Origin of the sequence: Chitinophaga flava, assembly GCF_003308995.1 — a bacterium.
Taxonomy (GTDB): domain Bacteria; phylum Bacteroidota; class Bacteroidia; order Chitinophagales; family Chitinophagaceae; genus Chitinophaga; species Chitinophaga flava.
Genome location: NZ_QFFJ01000002.1, coordinates 234,847 through 257,728, shown reverse-complemented (window position 1 = coordinate 257,728; position 22,882 = coordinate 234,847). Strand labels below are relative to the sequence as shown.

Here is a 22,882-nt window from a genome sequence, read left to right as displayed (position 1 = left end):
ATTCATAATTTTTACTATTCTGTGCATATTTTGCATGCATAGATTTTTATATATTTCGGTAAGGATAAGCTTCCTTTGTATTCCCATCCAAGTCATTTATGAAGAAGATACTTTTACTTACCATTTTAGGGATATTAGCCCTGGCAGCGGGAGCTGCACCGATGATTAATTCGTTTGCACCAGCTTCGGGGCCTGTAGGTACGCTGATAAAAATTCAAGGGACAGGATTGGATAATGGCCCCACCGTAAGTGTGGGCGGCGTGAACGCGATCACTGTTTCAGTAAGTGCTACCGAGGTAGTGGTGATGGTAATGCCAGGCACTACTACCGCAGCGGTGGTAGTAAACACGGCGGATGGCAATGCGACCAGTGCCACGAGTTTTACTGTGGTGCCAACTCCGGTACCCAATATTCAACAGGGCGGCAAGCTCATGGGTCCAGGAGGAACCCCTCATATGGGACAATCAGTAGCGATCAGCGCTGATGGGAATACGGCTATTGTGGGAGGACCAGCTGGTAATAGCAATCAGGGGATGGCCTGGATCTTTACCCGTAGCGGAGGAGGCTGGTCAAAAGCGGCCACGCTTACCGGTAGTGGAGGAATAGGTGCATCTCAGCAAGGCAACGCCGTAGCGATCAGTGCAGATGGGAATACAGTGCTGATAGGCGGAAACATGGATGATAGCCAGCAGGGCGCGGTATGGGTATTTACCCGAAGTGGCAATACCTGGACACAAGAGGGCAATAAGCTGGTAGGAACAGGCAATACAGGCGCAGCCCAGCAGGGTTTCGATGTGGCGCTGAGTGCAGATGGGAATACAGCATTGGTGGGTGGATATATGGATAACAACCAGCAGGGCGCCATGTGGGTGTTTACCCGCAGTGCTGGCATATGGAGCCAGCAAGGCTCCAAGCTGGCTGTATTTACCGGATTTCCGGGCACCGGCGAGGGATATAGTGTGGCACTTAGTGCAGATGGTAACACTGCCCTGATGGGATCCAATGGACTATGGGCATGGATATTTACCCGTAGTGGCAACTCCTGGACCCAGCAGGGTTCCCGGTTCACTCCTTCAGACGCGACCTCTACTAACCAGTTTGGCCAATGCACCGCCATCAGCGCCGATGGAAATACGGCTGTGATAGGCGGACCTGGCGATAATGGTTCCATTGGCGCCGTATGGGTATTTACCCGCAGTGGCAGCACCTGGAGCCAGCAAGGTAATAAGCTGGTGGGAACAGGCAATGTAGGCAAGGCCCGGCAGGGCAGCTCTGTAGGGGTGAGTGCCGACGGGAATACCCTAATAGAGGGAGGTTCCAGCGATAATAGCCTGATAGGCGCCATCTGGACGTTTAGCCGTACAGGTAGCAGCTGGACCCAATCCGGCAATAAACTGGTAGGTGCTAACCCGATAAAGCCCTCCAGACTGGGGACTTCTGTAGACCTGAGTGCGGATGGCACTACGGCTATTACCGGCGGACCGGCAGACCTTATGAGCAACGGCTCCGCCTGGGTTTATATTTACCAGTCTGCCAATGCCGACCTGTCGGCGTTGACGCTCAGTACAGGCACCCTAAGCTTTAATTCCGCTACCACCAATTACCAGGTTACGGTAGATAATTCCGTCACCAGCATTACCGTTACCCCCACCAAAGCGGAGCCCAATGCCACGATTGCTGTACAGATCAACGGTGGGAGTTTCAGCACGGTGGTCAGCGGTACAGCAACGCCTGATCTGCCTTTAAACACGGGTGACAACACCATCAACGTAAAGGTGACAGCCCAGAATGGAACCACCATCAAAACCTACACCATCACAGTGACCAGGGCAATGATCGCGCAGGTCATCCAGTTTTCCCTGCCTTCAACTAACCACTACTATGGTGATGATCCCATCCCGCTCAGCGCCACCGGCGGCGGTTCCGGTAACCCGGTCACTTTTTCCAGCCTGGACAATTCCATTGCGCAGATTCAAGGGAATACCATCATCATACTGAAAGCGGGTAACACGTCCATCGTTGCCAGTCAGGCAGGTAATTCATCCTACTCAGCGGCGAGTGATGTTGTACAGCCTCTTGTTATCTATCCCAAAAACATCACGGTGACTCCCGATGCCCAAAACAAGACTTATGGCGACCCGGATCCCGTTCTAACTTATACCTACACACCCAACCTGATCGGCAGTGATCAGTTTACCGGTAGGCTCAATCGTACGCCCGGTGAGAACGCAGGTAATTATGCTATTAACAAGAACACCCTGGCATTAAGCAGCAATTACGCCATTACTTACACCCCTGCTACTCTTACTATCAGCAAAAAAACGGTCATGGTAACAGCTGATACAAAAAGTAAGACCTATGGCGATGCTGATCCGGTATTGACCTATACCTGCATCCCGGCGCTAAAAAGCGGCGATGCATTCTCGGGTGTATTGAGTCGTGATGCAGGTGAAAACATCGGTGACTATGCCATCCAAAAGGGCAGTCTGTCCATCAGCAATAACTACATCGTTAATTATTCGGGGGCAAACTTTAGCATTAACAAAAAGCCCATCGATGTATATGCCACCGCACTAAACAAAACCTATGGCGATGCAGACCCTGTATTGGCTTACACCTATTCCCCTGTTTTAATCACCGGAGATGCCTTTACTGGTAGTTTGACCCGTACAGCAGGAGAAAATACCGGTAGTTATCCTATCAACCAGAACACACTGGTACTGAATAATAACTACACCTTGAACTATCACAATGCTTCACTGGTGATCGATCCTAAAACCATCACAGTAACAGCCGATGCACAAAGCAAGACTTATGGAGATAGTGATCCCACACTCACCTATTCTTTCACACCGGCTTTGATCAATGGCGATGTATTTACCGGTGGTCTGAGCCGCGCAGCAGGACAGGATGTGGGCAGTTATGCTATCGGGCAGGGCACTTTAAACCTCAACTCCAATTATCTTCTTGCCTTTAACGGCGCAGCTCTGGTGATCGGCAAAAAAACGATCAACGTAACAGCTGATGCTAAAAGCAAGCACTATGGCGATACAGATCCTTTACTGACTTATACTTATACGCCAGCTTTACAGAACAGCGATGTCTTTACCGGCAGTTTGACCAGAACAACCGGGGAAGATGTCGGTAATTATTCCATCAATCAAAATACCCTGGCCCTGAGTAATAATTACACGATCAATTATACCAACGCTAACCTGAGTATTGGCAAAAAGAGCGTGACCCTGACAGCGGAAGCTAAAAACAAAACCTATGGCGATGCAGATCCGCTATTGACTTACACCTATACACCCGCTTTAGTCAATGGTGATAGTTTTTCCGGCGCGCTTAGCCGCGATCCGGGGGAAGGTACCGGCACTTATGCAATCACACAGCACACACTGACACTCAGCAATAATTACGCACTGACTTACACCGGCGCTGATTTTACGATTGATAAAAAAACTATCACAGTGAAAGCTGATGCAAAAAATAAGATTTATGGAGATACAGATCCAGCACTGACCTATACCTATACCCCGGGTTTAGTAAACAGTGATGCCTTTTCAGGGAGCCTGAGCAGGATAACAGGCGAAGATGCCGGGACTTATGCCATTAACCAGGCCAGCCTTGTATTGAGCAATAACTATGTGTTAAACTATACCGGTGCTGATCTTATCATCAACAAAAAAACAATTGCAGTTACAGCGGATGCACGAAACAAAACTTATGGAGACACTGATCCGGCTCTGACTTATACTTATACGCCGGCTCTGGTGAATGGCGATGCTTTTACAGGTAGTCTAAGCCGCAACCCGGGGGAAAACATCGGTACTTATGTCATTAATAAAGCTAGTCTGGCATTGAGCAACAACTACGTTTTAAATTATACCGGCGCAAATCTTATCATCAACAAAAAAACAATTACGGTTACCGCAAATGCACAAAACAAAAACTATGGAGACACTGATCCGGCATTGACTTATACTTGTACGCCAGCGCTAATCAATGGTGATGCCTTTACAGGTAGTTTACGTCGTATAGTTGGTGAAAATGTCGGTACCTATGCCATTGGTCAAAACGATTTAAGTCTTAACAGCAATTACGACTTACAGTATACCCCTGCCAATCTGGTCATCAAGCAGCGGTTGTTAACTATCACAGCAGACAACCAATCCAGGATATTCGGGGATCCTAATCCACCGCTGCATGCAAGCTATAGTGGCTTTGTGGGTAGGGACGATGAAACAGTATTGACTACACCCGTTCAGCTAAACACCACGGCTACTGTCAGCTCTCCGGCAGGTAATTATCCAATCACCGCCAGCGGGGCCACAGCGAAGAACTATGATATCCGCTTTACAGATGGCATACTCAGCATCGGCCTGGCTGGTCAAAGCATACATTTCACGGCACTGCCAACCAAACTAAGTACTGATCCGGTATTTACACTTACTGCTACGGCCAGCTCCGGCTTGCCGATCCTTTATACCAGTAGTAATACGGCTATTGCGGCCATCATCAATAATAACCAGGTGCAGATACTTGGGGCGGGTACAGTAACGATCACCGCCAGTCAGCCAGGGAATAACAACTACATGGCCGCCACACCAGTAAGCCACCCCCTGGAGATTGCCAATAACACCGCACCGGTACTCAGCATACGGAGCGATAAGGGAAATAGTATCTCCAAAGGCGAAACAGCAGTACTGACTGCCACCGGCGCCTTCACCTATGAGTGGGCAGATGCCAATGGCATTATCGACGGGCAACATACGGCCATCCTTACCGTACGACCATCTGCCACCACTACCTATACCGTTACCGGTGCAAATCAATACGGGCTAACTGCCACGCAAACTTTCACGCTGGTAGCAACAGACAACCTGAATGAAATAACCGCCACTAATATCGTGACACCCAATGGAGACGGTATTAATGATTATTGGATTGTAAAGAATATCGATCTCTATCCTGATAATGAAGTGCAGATATTTGACCGGTTCGGTAAGATCATTTATGAAAAGAAACACTACGATAATTCCTGGAATGCCAAAGTGAATGGCAAGCCCCTGGCCGTAGATACTTATTATTATGTGATCCGGTTTGGTAATGGTATGGGGATAAAGAAAGGGTTTATTAGCGTGGTATATTAAGGAGCAATATAGATCAGATCAGGAAAGGCTTTCAGAGAAAACCGGGAATCATTGCCATTAATAAATTGGTTTTCTTTGTTAATGTAGTATGCATCGTGCCGGGTAATATGGCCAGTTGTGAATCGGGCATTGACAACTCACCCATACTACCGCCTCCCAATAGTTTATACAATTCCACCACATGCTCCAGCCGGACGATATCTGCATCACCAGCGATAATCAATGCAGGAGCCTTAATTTTTCGGATGTCATCGGCAGACCATTCCTGCATCCTTTTGTTGAATGCTGTTACTTTTTCAAGGTGCCGAGGCCAGTCCTGTGGCCGCGGGGCGGTATTTAGATATTCTGCCTCATAGGGAGTACCTTTCATGCCTTCGGTAGTAAGCAGGGCTTCCAATCCAATGAGTTCCGGATGGCGCCCGCTGCTATTGAAAGTAACGGAAGCCAGGATAAGTTTACTGACAAGAGCTGGTTGGCGCATGGCTATCTGCAATGCTACTCCTGCTCCGGTGCTGTATCCAAAAATATCTGCTTCTCTTATATTCAGCATATGCAGTAGGTCAATAACATCATCTGCAAATTGTTCGTATGAAAGCGGGCGTTCAGGGATATCCGCTGTATGTCCATAGCCCTGAAACTCCAGGGCTATGACCTGCCTGTCTGTTGCCAGTAGCGGAATCAGGTTACCGAAGGCGGTATTGACTCCGGAGACTGCTCCGGGTAGAAGAAGAAGCGGTTTTCCTTGTCCATGCACTTCGTAGTACATTTCCAGTCCGTTTACCTTTGCATAGCTTCCACTGGTTTCGATAGTACTCATAGCTTTGTGTTTGTTTGTTACAAAGCTCCGAAGCGACGGACAAACAATTCTTGGTCTACACCAAGATCAAAATTTCACCTGATTAAATAACTTGCTAAAATTCGTCGGGTCTATACCCAGATAAGAGGCAATATACTTGTGTGGCACCAGATGCAGCAGTTGCGGGCTTCTCTGGCAAAATACCCTGTACCGTTCTTCTATGGTCATGGCGCGAAGGTTAATATGAAGATCAACCATACCAGCCAACATAGCTTCGATCATTCGTCTGAAGAGTCTTTCTATTTGCTGGGATTGGTCAAGCAGTCCTTGTAGCTGTTCGTAACTGATATACTCCAATTCACTGTCTGTCAGGCAGGTTAAAAAGTATTTGGAAGGTACCTGAAATGAAAAGGATTCAGCGATAGCACATAAGAAAGGGAAATAACTAAAGTCAATGACATAAGTTTTGTCGCCCTCAAAGGAAGCCATCTGTACGCCGCTTTTTACAAAGTAAAGATCCCGTTGAATCTGTCCTGGTACAATAATGGAATCGCCTTTTTTAAAGGAGCGGTGTTGCAGATTTTCTATCAGCAAATGATAATCTGCCAAACTGATATCGTGAAACTGTCTGAAGTAATGGTAGCGTTCCATAAGCTCTGAGTCTATAAAGCTGCGTTAAATAAATCATGATACAAAAGAGATTCGTGATAAATGTTATATCACAAAATACTGCTTTTATAAAACGATCAGTATAGGGATGACGTATTTTTAAAAGTGGGTGTTACTCAGCTTGTCTATCTCTTTCATTTAATTCCCTTAACAGGGTCATCACCTCTTCATCATCAATCTGTCTGAAATTTTCGTAAAACCTGCCTACTGCGTAAAAAGGGACAGGCATATACAAACATATAAACTCATCCACTTCCCTTTTAATGCGTTCCGCAGCTTCCTGAGAGGAAACAGGTACGGCCACTACCAGCTTTTTGGGGTGCTTGTTACGCAGCATTCTCAGGGTGACTAAAATAGTTCTTCCTGTTGCAATCCCATCATCGATCACAATAGCTGTTTTGCCACTTATATCCACCGGTTCCTCTCTGTTCATGAATCTCTTATAACGTTCCTTTAGTTCAAAACGAATAAGGTCTATTTGTGCTTTAAGGTATTCATTAGGTATATTGTCTTTCTCATCTATAAAGGCATCTTCCAATCCCACTGCACCGATAGCATACTCTTCATGCAAAGGGTGACCAATCTTTTTGGCCATCAGTAAGTCCAATGCAAAATCCAGGTGCTTAGCCAGGTAATAGCCTATAGGAACGCCTCCCCTCGGCACGGCCAGCACCACACCGGTTTCCCCCTTGTACTTTTCTAATTTATCTGCCAACTGCATTGCTGCATCATATCGATCAATAAAGTACATAACCCTTTTTTTAAAGTGGGCTGCCAGGAAACTTCCTGATTAAATATCGTTCAAACCAATCAGCAGCGAGATTGGATACGCTGTCCAGGGTCCCGGGCTCTTCAAATAAATGTGAAGCACCTTGTACGATCTCTATTTTCTTTTCACACCGAAGCTCATCATAAGCCTGCTTGTTCAGCTCAATGACAGCTATATCCAGCGAACCGATGATTAACAATGTTGGTGCTTGTACCTGTGACAGATTTTTTGACAAATCAGGACGGCCACCACGGCTTACTACAGCCTCAATCCTGTTGTTCTGCGCAGCAGCCTGCAAAGCCGCTGCAGCACCAGTGCTTGCACCAAAATAACCAACAGACAATTGCTGCAGCGCAGCTTGTTCCATCGACCATTCTGATACTTTTATCAAGCGATTACTCAAAAGATTGATATTAAAGCGGTTTTCATATATTTCATCTTCTGCAGGAGTCAGAAGATCGGTAAGCAGGGTTGCCATCTGGTGTTTATTTAGGATATCTGCCACAAAATTGTTCCTGGGGCTTAACCGGCTGCTTCCGCTTCCATGTGCAAAAATCACCAATCCTTTAGCAGCCTCGGGAACCTGCAGAATCGCCATCAGCTGCGGTCCACCCTTCAGTTCAACCTTTATTTCACCATTACCTGACATACGAATTATCTATATTGGTTAAAACAAACCGACCTGGAAGGATTTTTTGCAATATCCAAGCCATCTTCAGGCCCTATTGGTACGCTCGATATCTTCAACATTACTCCTTTCTTCAGACAAGCATCATTCCTGTTCCGGGATGAGCTCATTTAGCGTTGCTCAATGTATTTAGTGGTGTTTAAAGGACAGATTGCGCAATAAAAACTACAATGCCTGCCCGCTTTTGGTGGTTGCATTAGATGTCAGAAAACCGGTACCAATCCTACAGTGCTTTTGTTTATATGCCCATCTTATTTTATCTTATATAGACAACTACAGCATCATGAAAACAAAACCTATACTTAAGCCAGCTTTTTTAATTACCACCCTCGTTTTATCCCTAACCCTATCAGCGCAGGAGCGTCCGATGTTCGACTCATTAAAGGTCGACAATAACACAAAACTCATAGGGTACTATCCACCCTATGACAAAGCAAAAACTTCTAAGCATCTGAATTTCTATATAGATAATCCTGCGGAAATAAAAACAGTGATGACAGAACTAACCACCGGCGCTGAAGTACAAAATTCAATGGAAAATCCACCATTCTTTGTCAGCATCATTCAAAACTACAGCCTGGTGAAGTCCTGGATTGTGAATCCCACCCTGAAGAGTGCCTTGTACGACGGGCACACCTATAAATTTGATATTGAAAAGGTTAAAAAACTCAGTAAGAAATATCCATTTGATTACAAAATGGAAAAGGTTACATTTTCAAATAAGGAAGAATACAAACAGTATTTAGCCAAACAAAAATCTGACACGACTTTTCTTTTTGCCTACAGTCCTCAATTCAGGTATGAAGGTAGTTTTGAAATACAATTTCCAAACACGGGCGCATTCTCCAGTCCTAAAGCAATCAGTGAATATTTAACGCCATTGATCGAAAAGATTGTACAGGAAAATGAATACCGGTTGGGCTATATACTGGATCAAAAGAATATGCATGATCAAAACCAGTTTACCATGACAATCACCGGTAGCAAAAAACTTTTTGACAACCTGAAAGTAGATAACCTGAAATCCGAAAACTGGAAGCCCACGGTTGAAGAAGGGAGTTTTTTTTATAAAACGAAGTAGATAGTTATTTCTTATGCGTAACATGTAATAGTTACGATTTGCTCTAAGCAAATGGGCAGCTCCAAAGACTTATCTGGCTTTGGAGCTGCCCATTTATAAAGAGAATTAGTTAAGTCGTTAATATGCAAAAGTTAATACCGGGCTCAATTCACATCTGCTTCCACCTTCTCTCCTGCTTCTACTTTAACGTCAATATATGAAATCATGTTCCCACTATTGTCTTTCCGATGACTGGCGCGTCTAGCTGTCTTATGCAGGATAATTTTATCATAGTTACCTGCAAAGGCAGCTCTCCATAACAGAGGTTGTTTTCCCTTGTTGTGGAAGATGGTTTTCTTATCAGCATGGTTGACCATTATGGTCGTGTTTAGCACCCGGAGGCCATCCAGGGTGGTATTGTTTCCTGTGGCGCCGCGGTATAGCGTTGTGATACGCTGGTGGGACGCATCCGGCTCTACTCCCATTAGCCCGCTGACGATGCCTTCCACTACGCCAAAGGATACTTCGGGATATTCTCTTCTGGGCGTGGCTTTATCTGCAAGTTGCAGGATATAATCAGCGGCTTTTTGCCAGTAGCCCTGTTTATACAGTATGACAGGAAGATAGGATGTAGTTTCCACATTCCAGGGATTGGAAACAAGATGGGTGATTGTATGACGGCTTCTGGCGGTATCTTTCAGCGCATCGAACCAGAGCAAGAACATTTCACCTTCACCGGTCCCGAACTGACCAGCGCCATCATACCAGGTATAATAACGAGCAGCTTTTTCATTCCACCAGTTTTGATCGATTTTTTCCCGGTAGTGTTCTGCCATCTGTTTATACAGAGCGGCTTTGGTAGTGTTTCCTTGTAAACTCAAGATAGATGAATACGAGAGCAATCCCCGGTAAATGGTGGCGATCAGGTCTACGCCTGCTTTCAGGTCTGGTACGTTTTCCACATAGGATGCCAGGCCGCGGCAGCGATGGAAATAATCAGCGTTGTTGAAAGATGCCGGGGCATTGGGATGCAGCGGACGTGTCAACAGGGAATCTGCCTGCAGGGTCCATTGATGGATGTATTCCTGAACGGTTTTCTCAAAGAAATTGACAAACACCGGTTCTTCTATGTAGCGTTTATCGCCTGTCCAGTTATACAGTTTCCAGCAGGCGAAGATGATATCAAAGTTGGCATTCAGGTTATACCAGAATTCTTTATCGTTTCTATAGTCTTCCGGTGCAGGTTTTCCGTATTTGTTGATTTCCCAGAAAGAGCACCAGTCTCTGCTGGCGGCAATATTCCGGGCGAAGGCTGTCAGCATGTTCCGGTTTTCCTTGTCCAGGCCGCAGATGGAGGCGCCGATAGTTTGATGTGCCACATCGCGCATACAAAAAGCGTTGCGGGATGGCAGGGCCGCTTCATACCAGGGTCCTATGGGATCAGCTGGATTGCCCCTGTAATGTTGTACCATTTGGAAGGCCCAGTTACTGGCCTGTTGCATGGCGGTATCGGTGGTGGTAAAAGTGGGGCCCTGCGCCTGTGCTGCGATGCTGCAACAGGTGATCCACAGGGCCAGTAAGTGGTTTTTCATTCGTCTTTGCTATTGCTTTAATCTGAACATCACTACATCATGTGGTTTTATGGTAGCGCTGAAAGGTTTCTTTGTAGTGCCTTCATTTTTACCTGTCCATACGTTGTACAGGGTGTATTGAATGTTTGTATTTAAAGTGTGATGAAAGACATTGTCTACTACAGGTGTTTGTTTCCAATTGAAGCTGACAGCTGCATCATGACTGCTTCTGTTCAGAAAACAAACAGCCCAGTCGCCATGCTGTAATGGTTTGAACCATATCTGCAGACTGTCTTTATCTGAATATTTAAATCCCTGTATCCCCAGCGGGTCCTGGTCGATGGCGATGATATCTTTATTTGTAAGGATCTCTTTTGTTTCCTTTGTCATTTTGCGGATATCATTGCCAGCCATCAGCGGAGCGGCCATCATGGCCCAGAGAGAGAAATGGGTCTTGTCTTCTGCATAGGTCATCCCATTGCCTACTTCCAGCATATCCGGATCATTCCAGTGATCAGGACCGGCGTAGCGGCGCAGGGAATCCTGGAGATCGGCAATACGCATAACGCTCAGCGCATCCCAGGTGCCGTGGCTATGTACAGAGTCGAACACCTGGTAGATGTCTTCCGTGGTGCGCCAGAGCTGACCTACAGGGGCGCCCCATTCCCAGGGCTTGTTGACACCCCATTCGCAGATACTGAAAATCATAGGGCGGCCGGCTTTACGCAGGGCGTTGCTCATGGTCGTATAGGCTTCTTTAGCGTTGATGCCATGGGTATTGCACCAGTCATATTTCAGGTAGTCAATGTCCCATGCCGCATAGTTGCGGGCATCCTGATATTCATACCCACGTGTGCCCGGATATTTGGCGCAGGTTAAAGTACCGGCACAGTTATACATACCGAACTTCAGTCCTTTCGCATGCACATAATCGACTACCGCTTTAAGGCCATGTGGAAATTTCTTTGGGTCAGGGACGAGGTTTCCAAGGCTATCCCGCTCCATGGTCATCCAGCCGTCATCGAGGACCAGGTAGTTGTAACCGGCGTCTTTCATACCGGAGGAAACCAGTACATCCGCCATTTCCATGATCATTTTTTCATTGATGGCAGTCTGAAAAGTATTCCAGCTGTTCCAGCCCATCGGTGGTGTAGGGGCCAGCCCTTCAAATTTCTGTGCAGCAGCGATATTGGCCATCGCCAATGCCAGCATGCCTATCAGCAGTTTTTTCATATTTTATGAAGATGATTTACGTATTTAATTCCTGCAACTATTAATGGCTTTTCCCTGACGGAACAGCCCGGGAAGCCTTCAGGCCGATGTCCGGGACCGGCTTCCTATGAAACCAGCCAGTGATGCGGTTAGTATTAAGGTTGATTTTTTTCAGGTTTTAAATTTAGGTGTTAATCAATGGGTTGCATTTGTAGAAATTATCTTCTTCTTATCCAATATTAACTGCCCCCAGTCTCCGATAAAGTGATCTTTTGCAATTTTTTTATTGAAAAGTATCACCACTGCAGAAAGCCACTACTGCTATCTTTGCATCCAAACATGGAAGATATTACAGTGAGACCTGTGTGGTCTGTTAATGATGCAGCTTTTGACTGGTTATATCCGGAGCGGATACAGCGGCTGTCCAAGCGTCACTGGACGCCGGTAGAAGTAGCCCGGAAATCAGCAAGGTTTCTGGCCGGAGGCGAAGGAAAAAAAATACTGGACGTAGGCAGTGGCGTCGGTAAATTCTGTTTGATAGGCGGCCATCATTATCCGGAGGCCACTTTTTATGGTATCGAACAACGGAGGGAGTTACATCATTTTGCACAGGCAGCCCAACAACATACCGGTTTGGAGAATGTGCATTTTATCAATGGTAATTTCACTCAGATAGATTTTGACGATTTTGATCATTTCTATTTTTACAATGCTTTCTTCGAAAACCTGGCAGACGAAGGACATATTGATCATACTATGGAATATTCTGCCAGCCTGTATCATTACTACTGCCGGCAGATGTTTCAGGGGCTGTTATATAAGCCTGCGGGAACACGTGTTGTCACCTTTCACAGTATGGAAGATGAGCTACCACCTGAATACCAGCTGGTAGATGCCAGTGTGGATTTCCTTTTAAAGATGTGGATCAAAAGACCCTGAAAATGTTGACCCTATGTTACGCCATACGGGAAAAAAAAGAAATTACAGACACAACCTACGACTGGCCATACTGTTATGTTTCACGGCCGGCATGGTCAATGCGGCAGGGCTTTTCGCCTTTGCCGTACTGACCACCAATGTCACCGGACATGCAGCGTTGCTGGCCCAGAAGCTTGCTACAGGCGACTTCCGGGCCGCCCGTATGGTAGGTTTATGGTTACTGTTATTTCTGGTGGGTGCATTTTTCTCCAGTTACTGTGTCAATAAAACAGGGCGTTTTAAAAGATGGCGGTATGTGATTCCTATACTCTGTGAAATCAGCATCCTCATCATGGTAGGTAGCCTGGGGCATACTTTTGATCACAGTATCGTTAAAACAGAATTTTTTGCGGGGAGTCTTCTTTTTGCCATGGGCATGCAAAACGCGCTGGTATCGGCCATCTCCGGCTATGTGGTGCGCACCACGCATCTGACAGGAATGTTCACCGATCTGGGCATTGATCTGTACACATTGTTATCCACACGACAACACCATCAGACAGATATCCGCAAAAAGGTGACCCTGCGTCTGGTGATTATTTTCTTTTTTCTGGCAGGTGGTATCGTTGGAGGTTATGCTTTTCTGCGGCTACATTACGCTACTTTTTATCTGCCGGCCAGCGTATTGGTGATAACTGTTTTTTACGATCTGTTTCGCATCCGGATGCTGAAGATGATGTATAAGGTCCGCCGTACTATGGCTGCCCTGCAATATCCACCAGCCGGTTGATATCGCTGATAATAATTTTCCTTCCACGGGTTTCGAGTAACCCTTCTTTTTTGAATTCCTTCAGCACTCTTATTACATTTTCCCTGGCGGTACCTACCAGGTTGGCCAGGTCTTCCCTGCTCAGATCAATGATTACCGGCATCCCCTCTTCTCCTGCTATTCTGAACTTTTCCCCGACAATAATCAACTGCAACGCCAACCTTTCCCTGACTGTTTTTTGTGCAAACATGGTCAGGTTATTAACCAATACAGCAAACTCGTGACTAAGCGCAGTCAGCAATCTGGTGGTGAATAAAGGAGAATGATCGAGTGCACGCAGGAAGTCTTCTTTGGAGATAAATGCGATGGTACTGTCTTCTATAGCAGCAGCGGTGTCCGGATAACGCTCCTCTGAGAGCACAGCATGATAACCCAGCAGCTGGCCACTATGGGCCAGGTAAACAATCTGTTCCCGGCCATCCTTGTCTGCCTTGTATTTTTTCACTTTCCCGCTGACAATATAAAAAATGCCCGAAGGGAAAGCACCTTCCCGGAAGAGGATTTCATTCTTTCTATATTTCCTTTCTTCCCGGTGAGCCATCAGCAGTTCATACACCTCCGGCGGCAGATCGGTGAGCACCGATTCGCTCCTGAAATTCCATTTGTCTATTGGAAAGATGTCCCGGATGCTCATAGCGCCCAAAACTAGCATTTTAAAATTAAAAGTTACCTTTGATCATATCCACTACAGATGAGTTTGGCAGGCCTTTTTCCCATTGACAAATGGAATTTCAAATCACAGTCTATTTTAACTGGTCTTCCGGAAGAGGAATACATGTTTCTCTGCTCCCGGATGACAGACCTGCGTTATCATAAAGGGGAAGTAGTTTTCAGGGAAGGAGTAATCGCTACCAATATCTTCTACATAAAAAAAGGAAAAGTAAAAAAATACCGGGCAGACGGAACAGGTAAGGAGCAGATCATCTATGTTGCTAATACCGGTGAACTGGTGGGTTATCATACGCTGCTGGCCGGCGGTATCTATCCGGATTCTGCGGCAGCCATCGAAGACAGTGTGATTGCCCTCATTCCCAGAGAAGATTTTCTGCAGCTGCTGAGCAGCTCCCGCGTACTGGCACGCAGACTGCTGAAAACACTGAGCCACGAATTTACTGTACTATCCAACACCATCTCTGCCTTTACCCAACGCACCGTCAAAGAACGACTTGCCATTACGCTGATTGTTTTACGGGAGAAGTTCAAAGATGAGACAGCTCCCGGAGAAGATATCCTGGTGCAGGTTTCACGCAGTGACCTGGCCAATATGGTAGGTACCGGCATTGAGAATGTAGCCAGACTGCTCTCATCCTTTAAAGCAGCCGGCATACTGACTACACACGGCAAAAAGATTTGTATCACCGATATCAAACAATTGGTGGCTGTCTCCGGCCAGACATTAGGGTAACTTCATCTGCTTTCCTTCATAAGAGCGGCCGGGCGAAATGCTGTATTCCTCTCCTGCAGCAGCCTGGAAAGTACAGGTGTTTTTGCCGGGGATAATATTAACATTGATATCCACCGTATTATTCTTTCCTTTTATATTCCAAAAGCCAGGTGTCATGCCGTTCAGTACTACCTCACAGGGCCCGGCGCCGGGAATGGGGAGCTGCAAGGTACTATCTATCATATGGGCGCCGAGGGGCATCACCACCAAGCGGTCGGCCAGAGAGATCACATAACACTGCGCTGTTTCATAAAAGTGTACCGGCAATGGAGCAGCTCCTTGCTGCGCCATTTGAAAAACTGTCAGGAAGCGGTCCCGTTTATTTTCTTTCCCGGGAGATACCATGATACGATATCCATTTGCTTCAGGATTAGCTGTATTAACAGCATAGGGCGTCCCAAACGTGCTGGCAGCACTGTCTCCACCCAGGATTACAACCTTGCGTTTGTTGGCTGATGGCAAGAGCATGTCCACATACGTATAGCCGGTTACGTTATCTACTTCATTATGGAGCTGGAAACCTGTTGGTGTAGGCAGTGGTTTTTTCAGTGTATTGATCTGCCAGTATTTTTTAAAGGAAGATTGGGTGGTAGTCATATCATCGGTGAGGATGATGACTGCCGGCACGTCTTCTCTGCCAAGCGACAGGAAACAGCAACCACGCGTATAATTGCTCATCTTATTCGTATAGGCTGCAGTCAGATCAGCCATAAAATAGCTGTAGTCCGGCGTTTGGGCGGAGGGGCCGTAAGCTGCAGACAACACAGTACCGTAGTTAAACCATGGATCGGAGATCGTTTCCTGCGGGGTAACCGGAAAACGCTGGTTAAAACGGGAACCACCATCATTGGCTGTCGTCCGGAACAGCAGCGGTTCTGCAGGATCTCTGGCCAGCATCATGCTATGAGAAACAGAGCGTTTATTGAAATTAAAATCGTAGGGGGTACCGTAAGACAGATACAGGCCAATATCTCCTACCTGCATGCCGTGATAATATATCTGTAGGTTGCCTGCGTCGGCATGTTGGTGATTACCAAAATGATAGCCCCCTCCTTTTATCTGAGCGATCACATCATTGCTGCCGGGAGCATTGTTCCATCCGGTGCGGGCGATCATGCCACCTATCACCGGACCAAAGTCCCGGGTGAGTGGAAGTGATTGCAGGCTGGTATCTGCTTTCAGCGCAGGATCGTTCACCAGCAGGAATAACACGGGGTTGTCGGGCAGACCACCTTCTCTTTCAAATTCTCCCTTTATCAGCGGATCATTGGCATAAGCATAGCTGAGAAGCATGGTCTGCGGCTGTTTCCAGTAGCCGGGCCGGCGATGGGCCCTTACACTGAACATATCTCCATCGTGCAACATGGTGCCATCCGGCAGGCGCATATACAGCCACCAGGAAGGCAGGTTTTTGATGTTATCATCAAATACGGTTTGTCCGGTCATGCGGTAAAAAAGCCAGGCGGCGTGCATTTCCCATCCGAAGCGATAAGCGCCGTAATCCACGCCCTGGTTGTGTCTGGGCGAGGTATATTCAAACCGGCGCATGGGTACGAGCTGCTCCAGGATGATGTAGGAAGTATACTGATAGGGCAACGGATCTTCGTCATATATGGCGATGCTCATGGCCAGCAGGTCGCGGTTGACCTGTGCTTCGTTGCCATGACCATTGATGGCGCTGTTATCGAAGGGGGGCCAGCCTATTTCCATTTCCCGGGCCAGCCGCATCATGTTTTGATACAGTATTTGTTTTTCCCCGCTGCTGAGCAGATCATAACACCAGTCGTATACCAATGCGCCGGTATAGATGGCACGGCCTATTTCGCGGGTGATATCACCATATTTTACATTGCCGAATTCCAGCATGGTGAGGTAGTGTATCATGAGCTGCACTGCTTCCCTTCCTATGTTTTTGTCGCTGGTCATGAGGTAGTAGAAAGCTTTCATTTCGGCAGCTTTCTCTGCGGCTTCGTTGTAAAATATTTCCTGTTGGGGATTGTAGGCAAAGGGAAAAGGCCGGAGGGCTGCTTCTTTTACTTTATTCCAGGCAGGTTGGTTATCGCCGGTATTGAGCCGGGCTCTGACAATGGGCAAGGACTTTTCGTTTAGCCATAAGCGGGGTCTTGCTGCCGGCGGGATGATGGAAGGTTTATACTGTTGGGCGGCGGCGGGTACTGCGGGGGGCGTATATGTTTTAAGACCGATGGATTGCAGGCGGATACCTTTTGGAAGCCATATGCTGATTTTCTGTTGTTTTCCTTTCAGGTCGAATTTACCGGCAGTCTGGGAGCCGTGGTTCCAGGAATCGAATACGATGCGTTGTGTAGGCCGTTGTTGGTTGACCTGTATTTTCAGAAGTATGCCAGGTACTTTCCCTTGTTTTATGAGGGTGTCCATGTTTTGTTCGGTGGTGGCTACGGTGGTTATTTCGTAGGTACCTTCCCGTGGGATGTTTATTGTAAAGGTCAGGTCGGGGGTAGAAGGATCATTTGGCGTATTTTTTTTCAGCGTGGCCCATCTGATGTTACCGGGGCCTTTGATGATTTCGGTGGTTTTGGAATTGACAGCTGCTTTATCAGCATCCCATTGTTGCTGTTGTGCCAGGCTGGTGAGGGTTAGCAGTAATAACAACAGGGAAAAGGCTGATCGGCTGCAATTTTTCATGGTGCACATGCTGGTTGATAATTACATTCACAGATAAACGGTCGGCCAAAGCCGACCACAATTATAGATACATTTTGTAAACAAAACAACATAAATCAAGTAAACATTTCCCATAAACAGGGACTTATTTTATCATTTTAGCTTTTTCAATAAACAAACAGGAAAGACTACTGTTACCATTCCTTTTTCAAAATTTAATTTTTTGTATACAAAATAAATGTATATTCGTATACAAATAAATTAATACGATCCTGCAAAGCACCGGAGCATTTTCCTGGCCAGCGGGGAAATTATCAAATTTATCAACCAACAAAACCGGCATCCTCTCTGGCTGCCGATTTAAACATCCGTCATACCAGCAATATTGAATTTCATGTTATCATCAGCAAAAAACTGATACAGGATTTTTATGTGAACATTGATCGCGGGAAAGGCATGCCGGTACAACCACAGACCTAAGCAACCAACATAAGGGCCGGTATATCCGGTCCCGGGTATTCTATTTTTAACCTGTAATTAAAACATATGGTTTTTAACATCCATGCCAGGGGTCATATCTATGCCTTGCTCCCCGGAAGCATCCGCAAACCTGGTACTCCGAGATGGCCGCTGATGGCCACGCTGGCTCTGTTTTTCCTTTTCCTGTGCAACCTCCGGACATCCGCTGCCGGTAATACCTTCCGCAATTTATCCGACACAGTGAGCGTAAGCGGTATCGTCACAGACAGCAGCGGCACTCCCATGCCGGGCGTACTCATAAAAGTATCCGGCACCTCACAAGCTACCACTACAGACGCAGGAGGCCATTATCAGTTTAAACAGGTACCCCGTGGCGCTGTCCTGCTCTTCAGCATGATGGGTTATCTTCCCCAGGAAATAAAAGCAGGCAACAGCACTGTCAATGTACGACTCAGGCCTGGCATACGCCTGCTGGATGAAGTAGTGGTAACAGACGGTTACCGTACCACCACCAGAGCCGCCAATACCAGTGCTATCGGCACCATCAGCGGAAGTGCACTCGAAAACAAACCTTTCTCCTCCTTTATGCAGTCCCTGCAGGGAAAAGTAGCCGGCATATCGGCTCCGCTGACCAGCGGGCAACCCGGCGCCAACGTCAACATCCGTATCCGTGGCCTGGGATCACTGTCCCTGTCATCAGATCCACTGATTGTGGTAGATGGTATGATTGTCAACTCCGGCGCATTATCAGGTACCGTTACCACCTCCAACGCACTTGCCGGCATCAATCAAAACGATATTGAAAGCATCGATGTACTGAAAGATGCCGCCGCCACTGCTCTCTATGGCTCCCGCGGCAGCACCGGCGTTATTGTGATCACCACCAAAAGAGGACGCTTCGGCAAAACACAGGTCAGAGCAGACGCCGAAGCAGGTACTTCCAGCCCTATAGGATTGCCGCATGCAGGTCAGCCCCTCAACGCCAATCAATACGCAGAACTGTTCAGAGAAGGCCTCACCAATTCCGGTTATACCGATGCCCAGGTAAAAGACCTCGCTGACAAATACGGTTTAAACAGTGGCAAAAGCAACAACTGGTACGACCTCGTAACCCGCAATGGACGTCAACAACAATACAATGTAAGTGTCAACAGCGGTACCGAAAAAACCAAACTGTTTGCCTCCGCCGGATACTTCGATCAGCAGGCCACCACCATCGGCGCCGATTTCAAAAGAATCTCCGGCCTGATCAACTTCGACCATCAGATCAATAAACGTTTCCTGCTGTCTGCAGGTATCAACGTGTCTAACGTAGACCAGAACACACCGTACAGCACACAATACTCCGGTAATCCTACCTATGCCGCCCGCGTATTAAGACCCTTTCAGCTGGCCTATAACGACGACGGCTCTATCAACACCAGCCTGAGTGGCAACACTAACTTCCCGGGCGTATACAATCCTTTATGGATCGCTAAAAACGACAGCAAACGCCTCTCTGAAACAAGAGTACTAGGCAACACCAAACTGAAATGGAATATATGGGACCAGCTTACCTATACCAGCTATTTCAGCGTGGACTACAATACACTTGAGGAAACTATTTTCCTGAACCCGGTCATGGGTGATGGCGTTTCCGCCGGCGGTACCAGCAAAAACTATTACTCCCGTTATTTCAACTGGCTCACCCGCAACCAGCTGGACTACCGTTACAATATACCCGGATATGATAATTTTTATGTGACCGCTTCTGTTGGTTATGAAGCCCAGAAATCCAAAAAATACCTGCTGGCAGCCGTAGGCAACGGTTTTCCATCTGCCCATGAAGACCTGACAGCCCTCAGCAACGCAGCTACTGCCGTAGGCGCCTATGGCCAGTACAGCAACTACGCTTTCACCTCGCTGTATTCCAATGCTGGCATTAACTACCGGAATAAATATGCACTCAACGCCTCCTTCCGCAGAGATGGCTCTTCCCGGTTTCCCAGCAATAATCGCAACGCCAGCTTCTACTCTGTAGGCGGCACCTGGAATGTACACGAAGAAGGATTCTTCCAGCAACAACATATCCTTTCCTCACTCAAACTCAGATCATCCTATGGCACCACCGGCAACGCCAACCTCGGCAACTACGACTGGATGCCACAAATCAACTACAGCAGCAGCTACAGTTACGCCGGCTACAATGGCAGCCAGTACTCCATCATCGGTAATACCGATCTGCGTTGGGAGACCTCCAAAAAATTTGATGCCGGCGCCGATATCGGCTTTAGCAATGACCGCTTTATACTAACCGTAGACTATTACCGCAATAATATCGATGGACTTATCCGCGCCGTGAATACCTCACTCACCACCGGTTTCGGCAGTGTAAGCCAGAACGTAGGCGCCATGCTCAACAAAGGCTGGGAATTTACCATTAAAGGCGATGTACTGAAATACAAAGACTTTAACTGGTACAGCAATTTTAATCTGGCCCTTAACAAAAACGAGATCACCCGGCTCCCCAAAGGCACTCCGGAACGCAACGACATGTTTTATCTAAAAGAAGGATACAGCTTCAATAACTATTACCTGAAGGAGTTTGCCGGTGTAGATCCACAGACTGGAAGTCCGCTGTATTATACAGATGGCAGTCATGGCACTACTACCACCGATATTTCGAAAGCGGCCTACGTGGTACTCGACCGTCAGTCTATCCCCAAATATGTGGGTGGCTTCAGCAATGTGTTCACCTACAAAGGCATCAGCGTAGGCGTAGACTTCAACTATAATCTGGGCTACTGGGTATACGGTGCGTCTGATCTATACTTTACCTCCGGCGCCTATTACACCTACAACAAGTACCAGTTCATCTATGACCGCCGCTGGACTACTCCCGGCCAGCAGACAGATGTTCCCAAATACTCCACCACCACCGATAATTCCACCAGTACCTACCGGCTGTATCGCGGTGATCATATCCGCTTACAAAATCTCAGCATAGGTTATGATCTCAGTAAAATAGCACTGGCAAAACGACTAGGCATCAACAAACTGTATGTATACGGACGTGGTACCAATCTATGGACAAAAACCTTCGACGACCGCCTTCCTTTTGACCCTGAAGTCAGCTACTCAGGCTTTGACTACCAGAATATGCTGAAGTATAAAACTTTCACGTTCGGGATTAATGTCGGATTCTAAAATTTTTTTATCAGATGAAAAACAAATTCAAATACAGATACCTGTCAGTGCTGCTTGCCGGCATGTTGCTGATCTCTTCCTGTGGCAAAAGTTTTCTGGATGAAGAGCCTTCTACTTCCGTTTCGGTATCAAAAGGGATTCTTACCGACGGCGATATGATGGAAGCACTGGCAGGCTTATACCGCAATCTGGACAACTACTTCCTGTTTGGCCGAAACGCAGTGGTATTCGGTGATCTGCTGGCAGATAATGTGTATCTCAGCAGCACCAATTCCAGCAGGCTACTTACCCAGTACAGTTATACTTTTGTAGCCGGAAGCCCTGAAGCCAAACTACTGTGGTCACAGAGCTACTACAGTATCCTGCAGGCCAACCGGATCATTGGCTCCCGTCTCAATGTCAACAACAATATAAACCAGTTGAGAGGGGAAGCCTATGCCATCAGAGCCCTGTGTTATCTGAATCTGGTCAACTGGTTTGCTACACCTTACACCGTAAAACCTGCTGCCGATGGTGTTCCGCTGATCACACTCTCCACCGATATAGGAGGAGCCTTTATCACGCCGGCACGTAATAGCGTAGCACAGGTATACGACCAGATCATCAGTGACCTCGACAGTGCCTACAAGATCATGCCGGATGTAACACCTTCTATCCATGCCACCAACTCCAACTTCATTGCGAAGTATGCCGTAAAAGCGATGCAGGCAAGAGCTTACCTTTACAAAGGCGACTATGCCAATGCACGCGATGCCGCCCTGCTGGTGGTTAAAAACGGCGGCTACACCCTTGCCACCGATGATGCCAGCTTCAATGCCTACTGGGGCGGCGCAGCAGCCCGTACTGATAAACTGGAATCCATCTTTGAACTCAACAACTCCGCCGCCGCCAATAACGGTCCGGAAGGCCTGGATTACATCTATTCCCGCAGTGGCCTCGGCGACCTGCTCGTGACCGATGATACCTATGCGTTATATACGGCAACGGATAAACGCCGTGGACTGATTATCGACGGTACCAGAGGTAGCTACCAGGCCTACTTCGTCAACAAATATCAAAATGCCGCCAAAACCGATAAAGACGAAATAAAGCTCTTACGTTACGCCGAAGTATTACTAACGCTGTCCGAATCCTATGCACGGCTCGGTGACGAAACCACTGCCCTGCTGTATCTGAACCAGGTAGCACAAAACAGAGACAACAAACTCATTGCCTACACCTATACCGGCACTTCACTGACAGATGCCATCCTCCGTGAAAGACGCAAGGAACTGGCCTTTGAAGGGCTCCGTTTCTTTGATCTCACCAGGACCAACGCAGAAATAACCCGGCAGAATATGGGCGTAAAAGGATATACCAGTTATCCGACAGTGAAAACAACAGATTTCAGGAGATTACAACCGATTCCGGAAGCAGAAACAAGCGCCAATCCAAATATCAATCAGAATCCCGGATATTAGCGTA

15 protein-coding genes are annotated in these 22,882 nt (G+C 47.1%); 7 read left to right on the top strand and 8 right to left on the bottom strand.

Features of this window, described 5'->3' with window-relative positions; translation table 11 throughout:
* Nucleotides 1-98: 98 nt before the first annotated feature.
* Nucleotides 99-5,153 carry an MBG domain-containing protein gene (locus DF182_RS17285; RefSeq protein WP_113617102.1) on the top strand — a complete coding sequence of 1,685 codons (5,055 nt, stop codon included), beginning with the start codon at nucleotides 99-101 and terminating at the stop codon, nucleotides 5,151-5,153.
* Nucleotides 5,154-5,184: 31 nt separating this feature from the next.
* Here DF182_RS17285 and DF182_RS17280 read toward each other — a convergent pair whose 3' ends face one another.
* From DF182_RS17280 to DF182_RS17265, 4 genes are all read right to left on the bottom strand, one after another.
* Nucleotides 5,185-5,970, bottom strand: coding sequence for an alpha/beta fold hydrolase (locus tag DF182_RS17280; protein WP_113617101.1), 786 nt, complete (start codon nucleotides 5,968-5,970; stop codon nucleotides 5,185-5,187).
* Nucleotides 5,971-6,036: 66 nt separating this feature from the next.
* Nucleotides 6,037-6,600, bottom strand: a complete 564-nt coding sequence (locus tag DF182_RS17275) for a Crp/Fnr family transcriptional regulator (protein WP_113617100.1) — start codon at nucleotides 6,598-6,600, stop codon at nucleotides 6,037-6,039.
* Between the two features lie 130 nt (nucleotides 6,601-6,730).
* A complete protein-coding gene (locus tag DF182_RS17270) occupies nucleotides 6,731-7,369 on the bottom strand; it encodes a phosphoribosyltransferase (protein WP_113617099.1) in 639 nt (212 codons plus the stop codon).
* A 10-nt stretch (nucleotides 7,370-7,379) separates the two neighbouring features.
* Nucleotides 7,380-8,036, bottom strand: coding sequence for a dienelactone hydrolase family protein (locus DF182_RS17265; protein WP_113617098.1), 657 nt, complete (start codon nucleotides 8,034-8,036; stop codon nucleotides 7,380-7,382).
* Between the two features lie 322 nt (nucleotides 8,037-8,358).
* On the opposite strand from DF182_RS17265, the gene DF182_RS17260 reads away from it, so the two are divergent.
* Nucleotides 8,359-9,156, top strand: a complete 798-nt coding sequence (locus DF182_RS17260; protein WP_147243462.1) for a hypothetical protein — start codon at nucleotides 8,359-8,361, stop codon at nucleotides 9,154-9,156.
* A 143-nt stretch (nucleotides 9,157-9,299) separates the two neighbouring features.
* Here DF182_RS17260 and DF182_RS17255 read toward each other — a convergent pair whose 3' ends face one another.
* Together DF182_RS17255 and DF182_RS17250 are read right to left on the bottom strand one after the other, a co-directional pair.
* A complete protein-coding gene (locus tag DF182_RS17255) occupies nucleotides 9,300-10,727 on the bottom strand; it encodes a glucosidase family protein (RefSeq protein WP_113617096.1) in 1,428 nt (475 codons plus the stop codon).
* 9 nt (nucleotides 10,728-10,736) lie between these two features.
* Entirely contained in the window at nucleotides 10,737-11,939 is a 1,203-nt protein-coding gene (locus DF182_RS17250) for a glycoside hydrolase family 27 protein (protein ID WP_113617095.1), read from the bottom strand.
* Nucleotides 11,940-12,257: 318 nt separating this feature from the next.
* Here DF182_RS17250 and DF182_RS17245 point away from each other — a divergent pair, with 318 nt between their 5' ends.
* Complete coding sequence (locus DF182_RS17245; protein ID WP_113617094.1) at nucleotides 12,258-12,857, top strand: methyltransferase domain-containing protein; 600 nt, start codon at nucleotides 12,258-12,260, stop codon at nucleotides 12,855-12,857.
* Nucleotides 12,858-12,870: 13 nt separating this feature from the next.
* The gene (locus DF182_RS17240; protein ID WP_113617093.1) at nucleotides 12,871-13,626 is read left to right on the top strand and encodes a YoaK family protein; all 756 of its coding nucleotides are present in this window, start codon (nucleotides 12,871-12,873) and stop codon (nucleotides 13,624-13,626) included.
* Here the strand turns inward: DF182_RS17240 and DF182_RS17235 are convergent.
* On the bottom strand, nucleotides 13,592-14,317 hold the full coding sequence (locus DF182_RS17235; RefSeq protein ID WP_245957480.1) for a Crp/Fnr family transcriptional regulator: 726 nt from the start codon (nucleotides 14,315-14,317) through the stop codon (nucleotides 13,592-13,594). The two genes, DF182_RS17240 and DF182_RS17235, sit on opposite strands and share 35 nt — an antisense overlap.
* Nucleotides 14,318-14,356: 39 nt before the next feature.
* Between DF182_RS17235 and DF182_RS17230 the strand changes: the two genes are divergently transcribed.
* The gene (locus tag DF182_RS17230) at nucleotides 14,357-15,070 is read left to right on the top strand and encodes a Crp/Fnr family transcriptional regulator (RefSeq protein WP_113617091.1); all 714 of its coding nucleotides are present in this window, start codon (nucleotides 14,357-14,359) and stop codon (nucleotides 15,068-15,070) included.
* Here the strand turns inward: DF182_RS17230 and DF182_RS17225 are convergent.
* A complete protein-coding gene (locus tag DF182_RS17225; protein WP_113617090.1) occupies nucleotides 15,062-17,773 on the bottom strand; it encodes a hypothetical protein in 2,712 nt (903 codons plus the stop codon). The genes DF182_RS17230 and DF182_RS17225 overlap by 9 nt on opposite strands.
* A gap of 525 nt (nucleotides 17,774-18,298) precedes the next feature.
* On the opposite strand from DF182_RS17225, the gene DF182_RS17220 reads away from it, so the two are divergent.
* Together DF182_RS17220 and DF182_RS17215 are read left to right on the top strand one after the other, a co-directional pair.
* Nucleotides 18,299-21,418: a SusC/RagA family TonB-linked outer membrane protein gene (locus tag DF182_RS17220; protein ID WP_113617089.1), complete on the top strand. Its 3,120-nt coding sequence runs from the start codon at nucleotides 18,299-18,301 to the stop codon at nucleotides 21,416-21,418.
* A 14-nt stretch (nucleotides 21,419-21,432) separates the two neighbouring features.
* Complete coding sequence (locus DF182_RS17215) at nucleotides 21,433-22,878, top strand: RagB/SusD family nutrient uptake outer membrane protein (protein ID WP_113617088.1); 1,446 nt, start codon at nucleotides 21,433-21,435, stop codon at nucleotides 22,876-22,878.
* Nucleotides 22,879-22,882: the final 4 nt, after the last annotated feature.

Excerpts from the sequence above, each read along its gene's own strand:
- DF182_RS17260 (WP_147243462.1), top strand. The coding sequence starts at position 8,359 with ATGAAAACAAAACCTATACTTAAGCCAGCTTTTTTAATTACCACCCTC.
- DF182_RS17235 (WP_245957480.1), bottom strand. The coding sequence starts at position 14,317 with ATGCTAGTTTTGGGCGCTATGAGCATCCGGGACATCTTTCCAATAGAC.
- DF182_RS17230 (WP_113617091.1), top strand. The coding sequence starts at position 14,357 with ATGAGTTTGGCAGGCCTTTTTCCCATTGACAAATGGAATTTCAAATCA.
- DF182_RS17265 (WP_113617098.1), bottom strand. The coding sequence starts at position 8,036 with ATGTCAGGTAATGGTGAAATAAAGGTTGAACTGAAGGGTGGACCGCAG.
- DF182_RS17240 (WP_113617093.1), top strand. The coding sequence starts at position 12,871 with ATGTTACGCCATACGGGAAAAAAAAGAAATTACAGACACAACCTACGA.
- DF182_RS17220 (WP_113617089.1), top strand. The coding sequence starts at position 18,299 with ATGGTTTTTAACATCCATGCCAGGGGTCATATCTATGCCTTGCTCCCC.
- DF182_RS17275 (WP_113617100.1), bottom strand. The coding sequence starts at position 6,600 with ATGGAACGCTACCATTACTTCAGACAGTTTCACGATATCAGTTTGGCA.
- DF182_RS17215 (WP_113617088.1), top strand. The coding sequence starts at position 21,433 with ATGAAAAACAAATTCAAATACAGATACCTGTCAGTGCTGCTTGCCGGC.
- DF182_RS17270 (WP_113617099.1), bottom strand. The coding sequence starts at position 7,369 with ATGTACTTTATTGATCGATATGATGCAGCAATGCAGTTGGCAGATAAA.
- DF182_RS17255 (WP_113617096.1), bottom strand. The coding sequence starts at position 10,727 with ATGAAAAACCACTTACTGGCCCTGTGGATCACCTGTTGCAGCATCGCA.
- DF182_RS17225 (WP_113617090.1), bottom strand. The coding sequence starts at position 17,773 with ATGAAAAATTGCAGCCGATCAGCCTTTTCCCTGTTGTTATTACTGCTA.
- DF182_RS17280 (WP_113617101.1), bottom strand. The coding sequence starts at position 5,970 with ATGAGTACTATCGAAACCAGTGGAAGCTATGCAAAGGTAAACGGACTG.
- DF182_RS17250 (WP_113617095.1), bottom strand. The coding sequence starts at position 11,939 with ATGAAAAAACTGCTGATAGGCATGCTGGCATTGGCGATGGCCAATATC.
- DF182_RS17285 (WP_113617102.1), top strand. The coding sequence starts at position 99 with ATGAAGAAGATACTTTTACTTACCATTTTAGGGATATTAGCCCTGGCA.
- DF182_RS17245 (WP_113617094.1), top strand. The coding sequence starts at position 12,258 with ATGGAAGATATTACAGTGAGACCTGTGTGGTCTGTTAATGATGCAGCT.